12 protein-coding genes are annotated in these 17541 nt (G+C 52.9%); 11 read left to right on the forward strand and 1 reads right to left on the reverse strand.

The window, feature by feature from the left end; translation table 11 throughout:
• The 5 genes from nusA to rpsO all read left to right on the forward strand — a co-directional run bounded on the left by nusA (window position 1) and on the right by rpsO (window position 6006).
• On the forward strand, window positions 1–1500 hold the full coding sequence (nusA, locus tag LZP73_RS09215; protein ID WP_234234488.1) for a transcription termination factor NusA: 1500 nt from the start codon (window positions 1–3) through the stop codon (window positions 1498–1500).
• Between the two features lie 25 nt (window positions 1501–1525).
• Window positions 1526–4162: a translation initiation factor IF-2 gene (gene infB / locus LZP73_RS09220; protein WP_234234490.1), complete on the forward strand. Its 2637-nt coding sequence runs from the start codon at window positions 1526–1528 to the stop codon at window positions 4160–4162.
• A gap of 64 nt (window positions 4163–4226) precedes the next feature.
• The gene (gene rbfA / locus LZP73_RS09225) at window positions 4227–4676 is read left to right on the forward strand and encodes a 30S ribosome-binding factor RbfA (RefSeq protein WP_234234492.1); all 450 of its coding nucleotides are present in this window, start codon (window positions 4227–4229) and stop codon (window positions 4674–4676) included.
• Complete coding sequence (gene truB / locus LZP73_RS09230) at window positions 4676–5629, forward strand: tRNA pseudouridine(55) synthase TruB (protein WP_234234494.1); 954 nt, start codon at window positions 4676–4678, stop codon at window positions 5627–5629. Before rbfA ends, truB begins: the two co-directional genes overlap by 1 nt.
• Before the next feature lie 107 nt (window positions 5630–5736).
• On the forward strand, window positions 5737–6006 hold the full coding sequence (gene rpsO / locus LZP73_RS09235; RefSeq protein ID WP_234234496.1) for a 30S ribosomal protein S15: 270 nt from the start codon (window positions 5737–5739) through the stop codon (window positions 6004–6006).
• Window positions 6007–6584: 578 nt separating this feature from the next.
• Here rpsO and LZP73_RS09240 read toward each other — a convergent pair.
• On the reverse strand, window positions 6585–8621 hold the full coding sequence (locus tag LZP73_RS09240) for a putative bifunctional diguanylate cyclase/phosphodiesterase (RefSeq protein WP_234234498.1): 2037 nt from the start codon (window positions 8619–8621) through the stop codon (window positions 6585–6587).
• A gap of 195 nt (window positions 8622–8816) precedes the next feature.
• Here LZP73_RS09240 and pnp point away from each other — a divergent pair, with 195 nt between their 5' ends.
• The 6 genes from pnp to LZP73_RS09270 all read left to right on the forward strand — a co-directional run bounded on the left by pnp (window position 8817) and on the right by LZP73_RS09270 (window position 17245).
• On the forward strand, window positions 8817–10916 hold the full coding sequence (pnp, locus tag LZP73_RS09245) for a polyribonucleotide nucleotidyltransferase (RefSeq protein WP_234234500.1): 2100 nt from the start codon (window positions 8817–8819) through the stop codon (window positions 10914–10916).
• Between the two features lie 195 nt (window positions 10917–11111).
• Window positions 11112–12011: a lipoprotein NlpI gene (gene nlpI, locus LZP73_RS09250; RefSeq protein WP_234234501.1), complete on the forward strand. Its 900-nt coding sequence runs from the start codon at window positions 11112–11114 to the stop codon at window positions 12009–12011.
• 98 nt (window positions 12012–12109) lie between these two features.
• Entirely contained in the window at window positions 12110–13690 is a 1581-nt protein-coding gene (prfC, locus tag LZP73_RS09255; protein ID WP_234234503.1) for a peptide chain release factor 3, read from the forward strand.
• 190 nt (window positions 13691–13880) lie between these two features.
• On the forward strand, window positions 13881–14645 hold the full coding sequence (locus LZP73_RS09260) for a TatD family hydrolase (protein WP_234235244.1): 765 nt from the start codon (window positions 13881–13883) through the stop codon (window positions 14643–14645).
• Between the two features lie 177 nt (window positions 14646–14822).
• Window positions 14823–16082, forward strand: coding sequence for a NupC/NupG family nucleoside CNT transporter (locus LZP73_RS09265; RefSeq protein WP_234234505.1), 1260 nt, complete (start codon window positions 14823–14825; stop codon window positions 16080–16082).
• Window positions 16083–16405: 323 nt separating this feature from the next.
• Window positions 16406–17245, forward strand: a complete 840-nt coding sequence (locus tag LZP73_RS09270) for a nucleoside-specific channel-forming Tsx family protein (protein WP_234235245.1) — start codon at window positions 16406–16408, stop codon at window positions 17243–17245.
• Window positions 17246–17541: the final 296 nt, after the last annotated feature.

Raw genomic sequence — 17541 nt, forward strand, 5'->3', positions numbered from 1 at the left:
ATGAATAAAGAGATTCTGCTAGTCGCTGAGGCGGTTTCAAACGAAAAAGCTGTTCCACGCGAGAAAATTTTTGAGGCGCTGGAAATAGCGCTGGCCACGGCAACCAAGAAGAAATACGAAGGCGATATCGATGTGCGTGTTGCTATCGATCGTAAAACCGGTAGCTATGAGACCTTCCGTCGCTGGATGGTGGTTGAAGATGCCGGTGAGGCGTTGGAAAACCCTTACCGTGAAATCACCTTGGAAGCCGCGCGTTTTGAAAACCCGGATATCCAGCCGGGCGAGTTTATCGAAGATGACATCGAGTCTGTGGTTTTCGACCGCATCACCACTCAAACTGCCAAGCAAGTCATAGTGCAGAAGGTGCGTGAAGCCGAACGTGCCCAGATAGTCGAACAGTTCAAGGACAAAGAAGGCGAGCTGATCACAGGTATCGTCAAGAAGGGCACCCGTGACAGCGTGGTGGTCGATTTGGGCAGCAACGCCGATGGCGTGCTATTTCGCGAAGATCTGATTTCCCGCGAATCTTTCCGCCCAGGGGATCGCGTGCGTGCCTTCCTGTATTCGGTTCGTCCCGAGGCCCGCGGTGCCCAGTTATTCCTGACCCGTACCAAGCCTGAGATGTTGATCGAGCTGTTCCGTGTCGAAGTGCCGGAAATTGCCGATGAGATGATCGAAATCATGGGCGCTGCCCGTGATCCTGGTGCCCGTGCCAAGATAGCCGTCAAGTCGAACGATCGCCGCATAGATCCTATCGGTGCCTGCGTCGGCATGCGTGGTGCACGTGTACAGGCTGTATCGAATGAATTGGGCGGTGAGCGGGTCGATATCGTGCTGTGGGATGATAATCCGGCACAATATGTGATCAACGCCATGGCACCGGCCGACGTGGCTTCCATCATAGTGGATGAAGATAACCACTCCATGGATATCGCGGTTGAAGCCGACAGCCTGGCCCAGGCCATTGGCCGTAACGGCCAGAATGTGCGTCTGGCCACTCAGCTGACCGGCTGGGAACTGAACGTAATGACAGTGGAAGACATGAATAGCAAACACCAGGCCGAAAGTGCCAAGGTGGTTGACCTGTTCATCGCTTCTCTGGATGTCGATGAAGATTTTGCACAGGTATTGGCGGACGAAGGCTTTACATCGCTGGAAGAAATCGCCTATGTACCTGCCTCTGAATTATTGGCGATTGAAGGTTTCGACGAAGATCTCGTTGAAACCCTGCGTGAGCGTGCTAAGGCGGCGATCTCGACTCGAGCTCTCGCATCCGAAGAAGCACTGGATGGTGTAGAGCCAAGTGATGATTTATTGGCACTGGAAGGTCTGGAAAGACACTTAGCCTATGTTCTTGCGAGCAAAGGTGTGGTGACTTTGGAAGATTTGGCTGAACAAGGCATTGATGATTTGATCGAAATTGAAGAATTGACAGAAGAAAAAGCAGGTGAGCTCATCATGGCAGCCCGCAATATCTGTTGGTTTGGCGAAGAAGCATAAGTCGATCAACAGGGGGATTTAACTGATGGCAGATACGACCGTAGAGAAGCTGGCCACGGAAGTGGGTAAAAGTGTTGAACGTTTGATTGAGCAGTTCTCTCAGGCTGGAATTAACAAGAAGCAAGCAGACACTGTGTCTGAAACTGAAAAACAGCAACTGCTGGACTTCTTGAAGAAACAACATGGTGGCGAGAATGCGCCAACCAAGATGACCTTGCAGCGCAAGACTGTTTCGACCCTGAGTGTTGCCGGCAGCGGCGGCCAGGCGAAAGACGTCAAGGTTGAAGTGCGTAAGAAACGTACCTTCATCAAGCGTGACGGCAACGAAGCCGCGCTGAAGGCCGAAGAAGAAGCCAAGGCACAAGCGGAAGCCGCCGCCAAGGCCAAGGCAGAAGCCGATGCCGCAGCAGCCAAGGCTGCCGCCGAGGCGAAAGCCAAAGCCGATGCCGAAGCCAAGGCGAAAGCGGCTGCTGCGAAAGCCGCAGCCGAGCCTAAGGTAGCGAAAGACCTTTCTCCTGAAGCCGAAGCGGCCAGACTGGAAGCCGAGCGTATCAAGGCGGCTCAGGAAGAAGTGGCTAAGCGTAAGCAAGATGAAGAAGCGGCCAAAGCGGCTGAAACGGCCCGTCAACTGGCCGAAGAAAACTCCAAGCGTTGGGCCGAAGAAGAGCGTTTACGTTTGGAAGCCGAGAAGAATGGCGATCATCACATCACTACCTCTAAAGTTGCCCGTGCAGCCGAAGATACCTCGGATGCCGATGAAGAAAAACGTGGTCGTCGTGCCCGTAATAAGAGCACTGCCAAGAAACGTGGTGGTAAGGATGCCCGTGACGGTCGCGAAAGACACATGCGTAACCGCAGCACCGCTCCCGAGTCCATGGCACATGGCTTCAACAAGCCGGTTGCCGCGGTAAACCGCGATATTCGTATCGGCGAGACGGTAACTGTGGCCGAGCTGGCACAGAAGATGGCGGTCAAGGCTACCGAAATCATCAAACAGATGATGAAGATGGGCTCCATGGTCACTATCAACCAAGTGCTGGATCAAGAAACGGCACAACTGGTAGCCGAGGAGCTGGGCCATAAGGTGGTACTGCTGCGTGAAAACGAGCTGGAACATCAGGTTCTGCAAGATCGTGATGAAGACGTCAAGTTAGAGTCTCGTGCGCCTGTGGTCACCATCATGGGTCACGTCGACCATGGTAAAACGTCTCTGCTCGATTACATACGTCGTGCCAAAGTGGCTGCCGGCGAAGCCGGTGGTATTACCCAGCACATAGGTGCATACCATGTCGAAACCGACAATGGCATGATCACCTTCCTGGATACCCCTGGTCACGCCGCATTTACTTCGATGCGTGCCCGTGGTGCCAAGGCGACCGATATCGTTGTCTTGGTGGTGGCTGCCGATGACGGCGTGATGCCGCAAACCATAGAAGCTATCCAGCATGCCAAGGCCGGTAACGTACCTTTGATCGTTGCCGTCAACAAGATGGATAAGCCCGAAGCCGATATCGAGCGCGTCAAGAGCGAACTGTCTCAGCATGGCGTCATGTCGGAAGACTGGGGCGGCGATAACATGTTTGCCTTCGTTTCTGCCAAGACGGGTGAAGGTGTCGACGAGTTGCTCGAAGGCATCTTGCTGCAAGCCGAAATACTGGAATTGAAAGCGGTACGTGACGGCATGGCGGCCGGTGTGGTGATCGAGTCACAACTGGACAAGGGGCGTGGTCCGGTAGCGACCATCCTGGTTCAGGAAGGCACGCTGCGTCAGGGCGACATCGTGCTCTGTGGTCTGGAGTACGGCAAGATCCGTGCGATGAAAGACGAAAATGGCCGCGCCATCACAGAAGCGGGTCCTTCATTCCCTGTCGAGATCTTGGGTCTGTCGGGCGTACCTTCTGCCGGTGATGAAGCGACAGTCGTGCGTGACGAGCGTAAGGCGCGTGAAGTGGCCTTGTATCGTCAAGGCAAGTTCCGCGACGTTAAGCTGGCGCGTCAGCAGAAATCCAAGCTGGAAAACATGTTTGCCAACATGGAAGAAGGTGAAGTACAAGAGCTGAATATCGTCCTGAAAGCGGACGTCCAAGGTTCACTGGAAGCGATTTGTGATTCGCTCATGGGTCTGTCTACCGACGAAGTGAAAGTCAACATCATCGCCCGTGGCGTAGGTGCACTGACCGAAACCGACGCGACTCTGGCCGCCGCATCCAACGCCATCATGGTTGGTTTCAACGTCCGTGCCGATGCACAGGCGCGTAAGACCATAGAAAATGAGAGCGTGGATCTGCGTTACTACAGCGTCATCTATAATCTGATTGATGAAGTCAGAGCGGCGATGACAGGCATGCTGGCTCCTGAGTTCAAGCAACAGATCATAGGTCTGGCCGAAGTACGGGATGTGTTCAAGTCGCCTAAGATAGGTGCTATCGCAGGCTGTATGGTGACCGAAGGTACCATCAAACGCAGCGCGCCTATCCGGGTACTGCGTGACAACGTGGTTATCTACGAAGGTGAACTCGAATCACTGCGTCGCTTCAAAGACGATGTCAGCGAAGTTCGCAATGGCATGGAATGTGGTATCGGTGTGAAGAACTACAATGATGTTCGTGTTGGCGATCAGATTGAGGTCTTCGAAACCATCGAAGTGGCCCGTACCCTGTAACAACCAAGAGGGCGGCATTAGCCGCCCTTGTTGATTTTATGACTCCAGCTATGGCAAGAATATTATGGCTAAAGAATTCAGTCGTACCCGTCGCATAGCGCAACAACTCCAGCAAGAGCTGGCTGTGATATTGCAGCGCGACATGAAAGATCCCCGCATCGGCTTTGTGACTGTGAATGACGTCGACGTCTCACGGGATCTCAGCTATGCCAAAGTCTTTGTCACCTTCTTCGAAGAAGACAAGGATGTGGTTGAACAGAAGTTGGCGGCCTTGACTGCCGCCGCGCCTTATGTCCGCACCTTGGTGGCTGGGCGGATGAAGCTGCGTGTCATGCCTGAACTGAGGTTTGTCTATGACAGCTCCCTGGTGGAAGGTATGCGCATGTCTAACCTGGTGAGCCAAGTGATCACCCAGGATAAGGCCAAGCAGGAAGCATTCGGCACTGAAGAACCAGAGGCGGACCCGGACTCAACACCAGCGCAAGATACACCCGACTCGGAAGAGGGGGTTTAATGGCGCGTCGTCCCAAGGGCCGTTTCATCGACGGCATAGTGTTATTGGATAAAGCGACAGGCATGAGTTCCAACTTTGCCCTGCAGAGAGTGAAGCGCTTGTTCAATGCCGCCAAGGCCGGGCATACGGGCGCGCTCGATCCCCTGGCGACCGGCATGCTGCCCGTGTGCCTGGGAGAAGCGACCAAGTTCTCCCAGCATCTCCTGGATGCAGATAAACGTTACCTGGTGACGGCCAAGCTGGGACAGCGCACGGACACCAGCGACTCAGACGGAGAAGTGGTTCAAACCCGGACCGTCGATTTCAGCGAGGCACAGCTGCTCGAGGCGCTGGAGCATTTTCGCGGCGATACCCAGCAGGTGCCGTCCATGTACTCGGCGCTCAAGTATCAGGGCCAGCCCTTGTATAAGTACGCCCGCGAAGGCAAGACAGTCCCCCGGGAAGCGCGGCCGATCACAGTATTCGAGCTGAACTTCATCGGCCTGGAAGGCGATGAGTTGACCCTGGACATACATTGCTCCAAGGGCACCTATATACGCACCATCATAGACGACTTGGGGGAAATGCTCGGCTGTGGCGCCCATGTCATCATGCTGCGCCGGACTCAGGTAGCAGCTTATCCTTACGATAAGATGGTGACCCTGGAACAGCTCGAAGCCCTGGTGGCGCAAGCGGCCGAGACTCAGGTGGAGCCTTGGAGCCTGCTCGACCCCCTGCTGTTACCCATGGATACGGCGGTGGCCAATTTCCCCGAGATCAATCTGCCACAGGCGGTTGCACCCTATCTGATGCAGGGCCAGGCGGTACAGGCAGCTGGACTCAAACCGGACGAATTAGTGCGCATCACCATAGGTGAGCAGCACAAGTTTGTCGGTATAGGTGTCATGAATGAGGATGGCCTGCTGGCACCCAAACGCCTGATAGTCTTGCATGACGAGCCAGCGCCGGCATAAGCCATGGCCTGCTGGTTGCGCTGGGGACAGATAATGGGTAAAATAGCGCGCCCTCCGGCTGAGTTAGTGATCGGCTGGAGATACTTTATATTATTTTGGAGAAAACCATGTCACTAAGTACTGAAGCAAAAGCAAAAATCCTGGCTGAATTTGGCCGTGGCGAAAACGACTCAGGTTCAACTGAAGTTCAGGTTGCTCTGCTGACTGCACAAATCAACCACCTTCAAGGTCACTTTAAAGAGCACATCCACGATCACCACTCACGTCGTGGTCTGTTACGTATGGTTAGCGCACGTCGTAAATTGACTGCTTACCTGAAGCGTACCGACAATGCTCGTTACACTGCTCTGATCCAGAAGTTAGGTCTGCGTCGTTAATTCGATACTCACCGTAAAAAAGGAGGCCTTAGCCTCCTTTTTTATTGCCCGATTTTTGTATGGCTTTGCATGCACTATTTGGTAGTGGTAGCAATCTGATGGCAGGTCGTTGCCGGCAGTGTATTTTTAAGTTCGGCCATAGCCCGGTAAATTGACTGGCTCTCCTTGCCCAAAGCCTACCGATGATGCTGGTTACACGGCACTGATCCAGAAGTTAGGTCTGCGTCGTTAATTCGACACTTTCCGTAGAAAAGGAGGCTTAGGCCTCCTTTTTTATTGTCCGATTTTTGTATGGCTTTATTGGTATTGGCAGTAGCAACAATCTGATGGCATGCCGTTGCCGGCAGTGTATTTTTAAGTTCGGCCATAGCCCGGTAAATTGACTGACTCTCTTGGCCCAAAGCGTACCGACAATGCTGGTTGCACTGCTCTGATCCAGAAGTTAGGTCTGCGTCGTTAATTCGACACTTTCCGTAAAAAAGGAGGCCTTGGCCTCCTTTTTTATTGTCCGATTTTTGTATGGTCATGTGGCCTCTAGGCGCGCGGCAGCGGCGGAATCTTAGGCTAGGCAGGCTCCATCAGAGCAGCGAGACCTTAGTGTCGTGAGCCTGGACGTAGCGGCTTTCAAACTCGCTCAGCGGCAACGGCTGACTGAAATAAAACCCCTGGCCGATGGCGCAGTTATGGGTCTTAAGCCAGTCGAGTTGTTGCTCGTTTTCTATGCCCTCGGCGACTATGTTCAAGTTCAGTTGTTGTCCCAGCATCAGGATGGTGGCCGCTATGGCACTGTCGCCGGGGAGATCCGAGACGAAGCCCCTGTCTATCTTCATGGTGGTGATGGGCAGGTGGCGCAGGTAGGACAATGACGAGTAGCCGGTGCCGAAGTCATCGACGGCGATGCCGAAGCCGGCGGACTTGAGCTGTTGCAGCTTGTTGATCGCCAATTCTATGTCATTGATCAAGGAGGTTTCGGTGATCTCTATTTCCAATAACTCCGGCGGGATCTGATAGCGTAATGCCAGCTGTTTGATATCCGGTACCAGACTGGCATCGGCAAATTGCTGCGAGGCGACGTTGACGGCTATGGGGATGGCGTATTGGTATTTCTTTTGCCAATGCCTTATCACCTTACAACTCTCTTCTATGACCCAGCGACCTATGGGGATGATGATCCCGGTTTCTTCGGCGACCGGAATGAACGACATGGGGCTTATCAGCCGGCCTTCCTTCTGCCAACGGATCAGGGCTTCACAGCCTACGACCTTACCTGTGCTTAAATCGAATTTAGGCTGAAAATGCAGCACAAATTCCTCGTTTTTGAGGGCGTCGTGCAGTGAGGCTTCGGTTCTGAGGCGCACGGCGGCGCGTTCTGTCATCTGTTGTTTGAAGAAGGCCCATTGATTCGAGCCCGAGGCCTTGGCGCTGTACATGGCGATATCTGCATGGCGGATCAGATCTTCGGCACAGTTACCGTCTTCCGGGTAGATGGAAATGCCCACTGAGGCTGCCGGGTGTATCGCATGCTCGTCGAGCTGGACCGGGGTATTCAACTGAGACAGTAACCTGCCGACGAAGTCTGCCGCCTGATCCGCTGTCTGTACTTCGTCTGCCAGTATGACAAATTCATCGCCGCCCAGGCGAGCGACCGAGCCTTGGTCGCCTACGACCCGTTCCAGGATGCGGGCAATGCGGGCGAGAAACTGATCGCCCAGGGCATGGCCGAGGGAGTCGTTGACGTTTTTAAATCTATCCAGGTCGATAAACAGCAAGGCAAAGTTGCGTTTATGCAGCCGGGATTTCTGTATTGTGCTGGCCAAGGTTTCAAGCAGCAAGGCGCGGTTGGGTAGGCCTGTGAGTGGATCCCGGGTCGCCATTTTTCTCAGCTTGCTTTGGGTGCGACTGAACTGAATGAGGATCTGGTTGAATTTAGAGGTGACCAGGCCTAACTCATCGTCCTTGTGTGCCGTCGCCATGGGTAACAGGTTTTCATCCGGCGAGTCGGTATCTATCTTGTCTATGGCTTCACTGATCCTGGCTATGGGTTGGGTGAGGAAGCGATGAAACACCAGGGACAGCACTAAGGTCAGCAACAGGGCTCGCGCCAGGGTAGCCAGGAAACTCAAACGCAATTGGGAAAACAGGGTATCTGTCAGATCCTGGGTATCGTACCTCAGGGTGAGGGTGCCTATCTGTTGGTTGGCCTGGGTGCCCTCGAAGTAGGAGGGGCGGTACAGCAGGTGGGAAACAGTCTCCAAATCGGCGAATAACCAGCGGCTCAGCAGGCTAAAAGGGTGCGAATACTCGGCTTTGGGATTGCTGACGGCGACGAAGTCCGAGCCGTCATCCAGGATAATTTGGGCGGCGGCGAGATGTTCGACCTTGATGGCGCCCTGGAGTGTCTGTCTGGCGAGGTTGTCATCCAGCGCCCAAACCGCGTTGGCGGCCGGTTGTTCCACTGAACTCAGGAGTTCCTGTTGTTTCAGTATCAGTTGCTGCTTGGTCGAAATGACGACCAGGGCAATCTCGACCATGAAGACCACAATGGCGAAGAAGAGTGCACTGAATACCACAAGGTGAGTCTGTTTCCAGGTTAATGACTTGAAACGCCCTGTCATAGGTTTGGCTCTTGCCGGCAATTTTTCATCATAGGGGAGCGATTCCGTGTCAAAGTTTATGGCAACTCACTGTTGTTATGTCCACTTTAGAGAAAAGAAGGATCTTTGTCATCATTATCTGCTCTTTATCTATGTATGCTTATTGCAGTATACTTACGCGCGTAATTTAAGGTCATTAATTAAGGAATGGGTCACGTGAATCCTATTGTAAAGAGTTTTGAGTATGGTCAACATACAGTCACCCTGGAAACAGGTGTAATCGCACGTCAAGCCGATGCTGCCGTTTTAGCCAGCATGGGCGACACGACAGTATTAGTGACAGTGGTCGGTAAGAAAGAAGCCGATCTGAGCCGTGATTTTTTCCCTCTGACTGTTAATTATCAGGAAAAAACCTACGCAGCAGGTAAGATCCCTGGTGGTTTCTTTAAGCGTGAAGGTCGTCCTTCTGAAGATGAAACGCTGATCGCACGCTTGATTGACCGTCCCATCCGTCCTCTTTTCCCTAATGGTTTCAAAAACGAAGTCCAGGTTATCATCACTGTGGTATCTGTCGATCCTCAGATCGAGCCGGACATCATTTCCATGATAGGTACCTCGGCAGCCCTGGCTATCTCGGGTATTCCTTTCAGCGGTCCTCTGGGTGCCGCCCGCGTGGGTTATATCAATGGTGAATATGCCTTGAACCCAACGGTTGAACAGCTGGAAAGCAGCGAGTTGAACCTGGTTGTTGCCGGTACTGCGGGTGCGGTATTGATGGTTGAATCCGAAGCCAAAGCGCTGCCGGAAGAAATCATGCTGGGCGCCGTGGTTTATGGTCATGAACAGCAACAGGTTGTGGTTAGCGCCATTGCCGAGTTCCAAGCCGAAGCCGGTAAGCCAACCTGGAACTGGTCAGCACCGACACAAGATCAAGACTTGGTCGCCAAGGTTAAGGCCCTGGCCGAGGAAGGCTTCACCGCCGCATACCAGATCATCGCCAAGCACGAGCGTCGTGATGCCGTCATCGAAGTCAAGAATGCCGCCATCGCCAAACTGGTTGAAGAAAACCCAAGCCTGGATTTACGTGAAGTAGACGGCCTGCTGGGTAGCCTGGAGAAGAAAGTAGTGCGTGGTCGCATCATACGTGGTGAGCCGCGTATCGATGGTCGTGAACCCGACATGATCCGCGCCTTGAGCGTATTGGCCGGCGTCTTGCCACGTACTCACGGTAGCTCTCTGTTCACCCGTGGTGAAACTCAGGCATTGGTGACTTGTACCCTGGGTACAGAGCGTGATGCACAGAAGATCGACAGCATCATGGGCGAGCGCACCAACCGTTTCATGCTGCACTATAACTTCCCTCCATATTCTGTCGGTGAGACGGGTATGGTCGGCTCACCTAAGCGTCGCGAAATAGGTCACGGCAAGCTGGCATGGCGTGGTATCAACGCGGTTATGCCATCGGCTGCCGAGTTCCCATACAGCATTCGTGTGGTTTCTGAAATCACAGAATCCAACGGTTCAAGCTCCATGGCATCTGTCTGTGGTACTTCACTGGCATTGATGGATGCGGGTGTGCCTATCAAGACTTCGGTTGCCGGTATCGCCATGGGTCTGGTTAAAGAAGGCGATGATTTCGTCGTACTGTCTGACATCCTGGGTGACGAAGATCACTTGGGCGACATGGACTTCAAAGTGGCAGGTACCCGTGACGGTATCACTGCACTGCAGATGGATATCAAGATCGAAGGCATCACCAAAGAGATCATGGATATCGCACTGCAACAGGCCTATGGCGCCCGTGTGCATATCCTGAACGTGATGGATAAGGCTATCGGTTCACACCGTGACGATATCTCAGATCACGCTCCGCGCATCACCACCATCAAGATCAACCCTGAGAAGATCCGTGATGTGATAGGTAAAGGCGGCGCCGTTATCCGTGCTCTGACCGAAGAAACTGGTACTACTATCGAGCTGGATGACGACGGTACTGTGAAGATTGCTTCTTCAAACGGTGAAGCGACCAAGGAAGCCATACGCCGTATCGAAGAGATCACCTCGGAAGTCGAAGTGGGCCGTATCTACAATGGTAAGGTTATCCGCATCGTCGACTTCGGTGCCTTCGTTAACATTCTGCCGGGTAAAGATGGCTTGGTTCACATCTCGCAAATCAGCGATGAGCGTGTTGCCAACGTGTCGGATCACCTGGAACTGAACCAGGAAGTTGCCGTTAAGGTGATGGAAGTGGATCGCCAGGGCCGTGTCAGATTGTCTATTAAAGAAGCGCAGACTAAAGAAGCTGCTGCCGAATAATTTAATAGGCTGATAAAAAAGGAGATCTTCGGGTCTCCTTTTTTGTGCCCGGAATTTACGAATTGATCATTTATCGTGATTCGTCGATAGCCCTGCCGCAGTGGGGTTGCTATTATGGAATACAGTGGCATGACAGGCGCGTATGAATATGAGCGTCTCGATCCATGGCGTCTTCGACTGTAAAGGTAGGAATGGATGAATTTTAAACTAGCAAGCACCCTGGCAGCGTTATTGGCCACGGCCAGTCTCTCGTTAAGCGGCTGTGCATCGACCTCGTTGGATGACAGTCACGCAGATATCGCCGGCAAGCTGGTCGTCGCCCCCGTGATGCCTGACTATAAACTGGAAATTACCCTGGCCAAGCTGAATGAGATTTTGGCCATGATGGAGCTGACCGACGAGCAGAGAGCGAGGTTTCATTACGACAGGGGAGTGATCTACGACAGTGTCGGCCTGAGGTTGCTCGGACGCATCGACTTCCATCAAGCCTTGAAGCTGCAACCCAATCTCGCCGATGCCTACAACTACCTGGGGATCTACTACACCCAGGAAGGCGAGTTCGAGAGTGCCTATGAAGCATTCGAAGGGGTATTGGAGTTGGCCCCAGATTATGATTACGCCTATCTGAACCGGGGGATAGCGCTTTATTATGGTGAGCGCAATGAGCTGGCCATCGCCGACATGAAGTCCTTCTATCAGAAGGACGAGCACGATGGTTATCGCGCCTTGTGGTTGTATCTCATCGAAGCCGCCGTCGATGCGCCCGGCGCCAAATCAGAGCTGATGGCCAATCGCAGTAAGCTGGATGATGCCGCCTGGGCGACTGTGTTGGTGGATTACTACTTGGGTAAGCGCAGCAAACAAGCCGTGTTTACCGCCGCCAAGACGGGCCTGAGTCAACCCAAGGAGTACGCCGAACGCCTGTGTGAAGCCTATTTCTATCTGGCCAAGATGGCCAGCGCCAAGGGCGACTATCAGGAAGCGGCCAACTATTTCAAGCTGACACTGGCGACCAATATCTATGATTTCGTCGAGCACAGGTATGCCAGAATCGAGCTGGCCAAGGTTCAGCAACGGTTGGAAAATCGGGATTAATCACCCCAAGCGGGACTCAGCCCAGCCTTTGCCTAGCCAAGGCTGGGCTGAGACGGTATAATTTGCGCCTTTTTAGCGATCTCAGTGCACAGGTTAACATGTCAGGCAATAGAGTAGAGGTGGACAAACGTCGTACCTTCGCCATCATTTCGCACCCCGATGCGGGTAAAACCACCATCACGGAAAAAGTGCTGTTGTTCGGAAACGCTTTGCAAAAAGCCGGTACCGTCAAGGGCAAGAAGTCCGGTCAGCACGCTAAGTCTGACTGGATGGAAATGGAGAAAGACAGGGGTATTTCCATTACCACCTCTGTGATGCAATTTCCCTATGGCGGCGCCTTGGTTAACCTGCTCGACACCCCGGGCCACGAAGACTTTTCCGAAGATACCTATCGTACTCTGACCGCCGTCGACTCCTGCTTGATGGTGATAGATTCGGCCAAAGGTGTCGAGGAACGTACCATCAAGCTGATGGAAGTCACCCGGCTGCGCGACACCCCTATTGTCACCTTCATGAACAAACTCGACCGCGATATTCGCGATCCCATAGAGTTGATGGATGAAGTCGAAGACATACTCAAAATTGCCTGTGCGCCCATCACCTGGCCCATAGGTTCGGGCAAGGAATTCAAGGGGGTGTACCATCTGTTGCGTGATGAGGTGATCCTCTATCAGGGCGGCATGGGCCACACTATTCAGGACGTGCGCATCATCAAGGGCCTGGATAACCCAGAGCTCGAGACTGCCATCGGCAGTTATGCCGCCGACTTACGCGAAGAAATGGAACTGGTTGCCGGTGCTTCCCACGAGTTTAATCTGGAAGCCTTCTTGAAGGGGGAATTGACCCCGGTATTCTTCGGTACGGCTCTGGGGAACTTCGGTGTCGATCATATCCTCGATGGGATAGTCGAGTGGGCACCCAAGCCTTTGCCGCGCGAGAGTGATGTCCGCGATGTGACCCCAGACGAAGAAAAGTTTTCGGGTTTCGTGTTCAAGATCCAGGCGAACATGGATCCCAAGCATAGAGACAGGGTTGCCTTCATGCGTATCTGTTCCGGGCGTTATGAGCAGGGCATGAAGATGCACCATGTGCGCATCGGCAAGGATGTCAACGTCAGCGATGCCTTGACCTTCATGGCCGGCGACCGTGAGCGCGCCGAAGTGGCTTATCCGGGCGATATCATAGGCCTGCATAACCACGGCACCATTCGCATCGGCGATACCTTTACCCAGGGCGAGAAGTTGCGTTTCACTGGGGTGCCTAACTTCGCTCCCGAGATGTTCCGCCGCATTCGCCTGAGGGATCCGCTGAAGCAGAAACAACTGCTCAAAGGCTTGGTTCAGCTGTCCGAAGAGGGGGCAGTGCAGGTCTTCAGGCCGTTGGACAGTAACGATCTCATCGTCGGTGCCGTCGGGGTGCTGCAGTTTGAGGTGGTCGTAGGCCGCCTCAAGAGCGAATATAATGTCGAAGCCATCTACGAAGGTATCAATGTGGCGACCGCCCGTTGGGTTTACTGCAAGGATGAGCGCAAGTTGGAAGAGTTCCGCCGTAAATGCAGCCCCAATCTGGCGCTCGATGGCGGTGATAATTTGACCTATATCGCACCTACCATGGTCAATTTGAACTTGTCGATGGAAAGGTATCCGGATGTCGAGTTTGCCAAGACCCGCGAGCACTGAGTCCAGTGATCGAGGTTTTGAATGAAAGAGGCGGCTAATCACCGCCTTTTTTGTTGCCTGAAACGCAACTCCCTCGAGGGGATAAGTGCTATAACTTACATCGCTGGCCGGCGTTGCCAGATGTGGCTCAGGGTCAAAGGCTCAGATATTGGCTTTGCATTCAAGGGATAACCTCAAGAGGATTGCTATGTTGATAGACACGCATGCGCATCTGGACTTCAGCGAGTTTGATCCCGACAGAGCGGCGGTGTTTGCCGCCATGGCCGCCGTTGGGGTAACAGGGGCTATCATTCCCGGGGTGTCGCCGCGTCATTGGGATAAACAAGTGGCGGTGGCCGCCGAGTTTGACTGCTATTTTGCCTTGGGGATCCACCCCTGGCATTGCCCGCCGGCACTGGAGCCGGCCATGAGCGAACTAGAGGCCTTGGTGAATCGGCATCTCGGCAACAAACGTTTGGTGGCGATAGGCGAATGTGGCCTGGACAAGCGGCATTCACAGCCCTGGCCCTTGCAAGTCGCTTACGTACAGGCGCAACTCGATTTGGCCAAGCGGACCGACTTGCCCCTGATACTGCATGTGGTCAAGGCCCATGGTGAGATGCTGGCGCTGTTGAAGGCCTCCCGCCCGGCTCGAGGAGGGGTAGTGCATGCTTTCTCCGCCGGCCCAGAGGTGGCCCATGAGTATATCAAGCTGGGTTTCAAGCTGGGTGTCGGCGGCCTGGTGGTGAATCCCAATGCAAAGAAACTGCATAAAACCCTGGCTGAAATGCCGCTGAGCGCCTTCGTTTTGGAGACGGATTCTCCCGCCATGACCCCGATAACCTCTGCGGTTTCCCGCAATGACCCCACCAATCTAGTGCAATTTGTCGACGAAATAGCCCAAATCCGAAAAAAAACCAATGTTCTGATATCAGAACAACTCCAGGTCAATGCGCGTCAACTGTTTGACCTTTAGTTATTTTTGAATAAACAGGTTGTCGGGAGGTCTGACTACTTGAATAAACTTCTGAAATTTAGCGTCAAAAAGGCGATGAAAACAACGATTTTCAATTTTGGCTCGGGTATAATCTCCCGCGGAATATAGGTTGATTAACAACATAATTAAAAAATGTTAACAATAGGGTGATGGTTGATGAATATATTAATGAGTTTAGTAGGGGTGGTCACCCTGCTTGCGATAGGTTACCTCCTGTCGAATAACAAGAAGGCCATTAACTGGCGTACCGTTGGTGGCGCCTTGGCTATTCAGGCGGCCTTCGGTGGTTTCGTATTATACGTTCCCGTCGGTAAAGACATTCTGAAAAGCGTGTCTGATGCCGTATCCAGTGTCATAGGCTACGCACAAAACGGTATCGGCTTCTTGTTCGGCGATCTGGCTCACTTCAAGCTGGGCTTTATCTTCGCCGTCAACGTACTGCCGGTTATCGTGTTCTTCTCTTCGCTGATTGCCGTGCTTTATTACCTGGGCATCATGCAGTGGATTATCCGCATCATAGGCGGTGGTCTGCAGAAAGCCCTGGGTACCAGCCGTACCGAGTCTATGTCTGCTACGGCAAACATCTTCGTGGGTCAGACTGAAGCGCCTCTGGTTGTGCGTCCCTTCATTCCTACCATGACTCAATCTGAACTGTTCGCCATCATGGTGGGCGGTCTGGCTTCTATCGCAGGTTCAGTACTGGCCGGTTATGCCCAAATGGGTGTGCCTATCGAGTATCTGGTTGCGGCTTCTTTCATGGCGGCACCCGGTGGTCTGTTGATGGCCAAGCTGATGCACCCTGAAACTGAAACCACCAAGAACGAAATGGACGAGCTGCCAGAAGATCCGGACAAGCCGGCTAACGTGCTCGACGCGGCTGCCGCAGGTGCTTCATCTGGTATGCACCTGGCGCTGAACGTTGGCGCTATGTTGCTGGCCTTCGTGGGCCTGATCGCCATGATCAACGGTATTCTGGGTGGCGTAGGTGGTTGGTTCGGTGTTGAAGGTCTGACGCTGGAACTGATCCTGGGCTATGTGTTCATGCCTCTGGCATACCTGATAGGTGTACCTTGGAATGAAGCCTTCATCGCAGGTTCATTCATAGGTCAGAAGATCATAGTCAACGAATTCGTTGCTTACCTGAACTTCGCTCCTTACCTGAAAGACATCGCCGATGGTGGTCTGGTTGTTGCTGAAACTGGCCTGGCCATGACTCACAGAACTCAGGCTATCATTTCTTTCGCCCTGTGTGGTTTCGCTAACCTGTCATCTATCGCGATCCTCCTGGGTGGCTTAGGTGCCATGGCGCCAACGCGTCGTCATGATCTGGCTAAGCTGGGCATACGTGCCGTCATCGCCGGCTCTATGGCTAACCTGATGAGTGCGACTATTGCAGGCTTGTTCATCGCCCTCTAAGGCGAAGCGCTTCTCTGCAGCTAACTGGGTCCTGTGCCTCGAGGGCAGGACCCTAGTTAATCCAACCATTTTCCGAAGTAGATTTTTATTTATGTAGTTCAGGGCATTACCCATGCTGTGGGCTCTGGCTGTTGAAGTCCAAGACTGGCTTGTAGTTGTAAAGCTGTATACAAAAAGTCGCGACTTTGTTCACATTTAAGAATTTTGTGTTTGTGATTTTACCTCTGGTGATTGTGCTTTTTGTTAATCCAGGTAAAATGCGGGCGCCATAAAAAAAGAACGCTGTCCTCGATGACGGCACATTAAGATAAATGGGGTTGATGATGAAAAATGTTAAGTCTTTAGCACTGGCGGCTACCGCCGTTGCAGCTATCTCAGGTAACGCTTTCGCTGCCGATCGTACCGATCTGCACGCCACTGACTATAAGTGGATGCAGTTCAATGCCATGTACTCTATCGGCGAAAAGCCAGATAATCCAGCTTCAGGCGATCAACACAACTACCTGGAAATGGAATTCGGCGGTCGTTCTGGTGTTGTCGATCTGTACGGTTATGTTGACGTGTTCAACCTGGCTAACCAAACCACTGAGCATGGCGACAAGAACCCAGGTTCAGGCACCAGCAAGATCTTCATGAAGTTCAATCCACGTTTCTCACTGGATGCCATCTTCGGTAAAGACTTGTCTGTCGGTCCTATCCAAGAAGTCTACTTCTCTACCCTGTTCAACTGGGATGGCCAAAACGGCAACGGCGTTAACTCTACCTTCTGGGGTGTGGGTGCCGATGTTATGGTGCCTTGGTTAGGCAAAACCGGCATGAACCTGTACGGTTACTATGACATGAACGCTAAAGAGTGGAACGGTTACCAGTTCTCTGCCAACTGGTTCAAGCCTTTCTACTTCTTCGATAACAAGAGCTTCCTGTCATTCCAAGGTTACATCGACTATCAGTTCGGTGCCGATGCGGACAAAACTGCATTCGTACCTACCACTTCTACCGGTGGTAACATCTTCTTCGGCCTGTACTGGCACTCAGATCGTTATGCCCTGGGCTATGGCCTGAAAGGCTTCAAAGACGTGTATCTGCTGGAAGATAAAGCCGGTGCTCTGGCACTGGAGTCAACAGGCTGGTCACACTACCTGTCTGCGACATACAAGTTCTAATGTGTCTCCGGGCCGCAGTCGCTGCGGCCCGGTTTTTCTCTGCTATCTGAATCTTTATGTAAGCATGCTCTATCTCAGTCGAGCTTATTTAGCTAAAGGTTTGTGATTTTCTCGCGCTAAAATGGAATTTTCGCGGAAAGGCAGGAATCTAGTCTCTAGTTCCCCTTCCCGGTCTTCAAGGATTCAAGTCGTGACCCTAGCGCCAGCTAGTTGTTATCAACATTGAATACCCTAAAAATAAGGTGTCCTGCTCGTACAGGATGCCAGGCACAGCCCGAAGGCCCGGCCATAAGAAT

The sequence above is a fragment of the Shewanella sp. AS16 genome (genome assembly GCF_021412365.1).
In the GTDB taxonomy this organism is placed as follows: domain Bacteria; phylum Pseudomonadota; class Gammaproteobacteria; order Enterobacterales; family Shewanellaceae; genus Shewanella; species Shewanella salipaludis.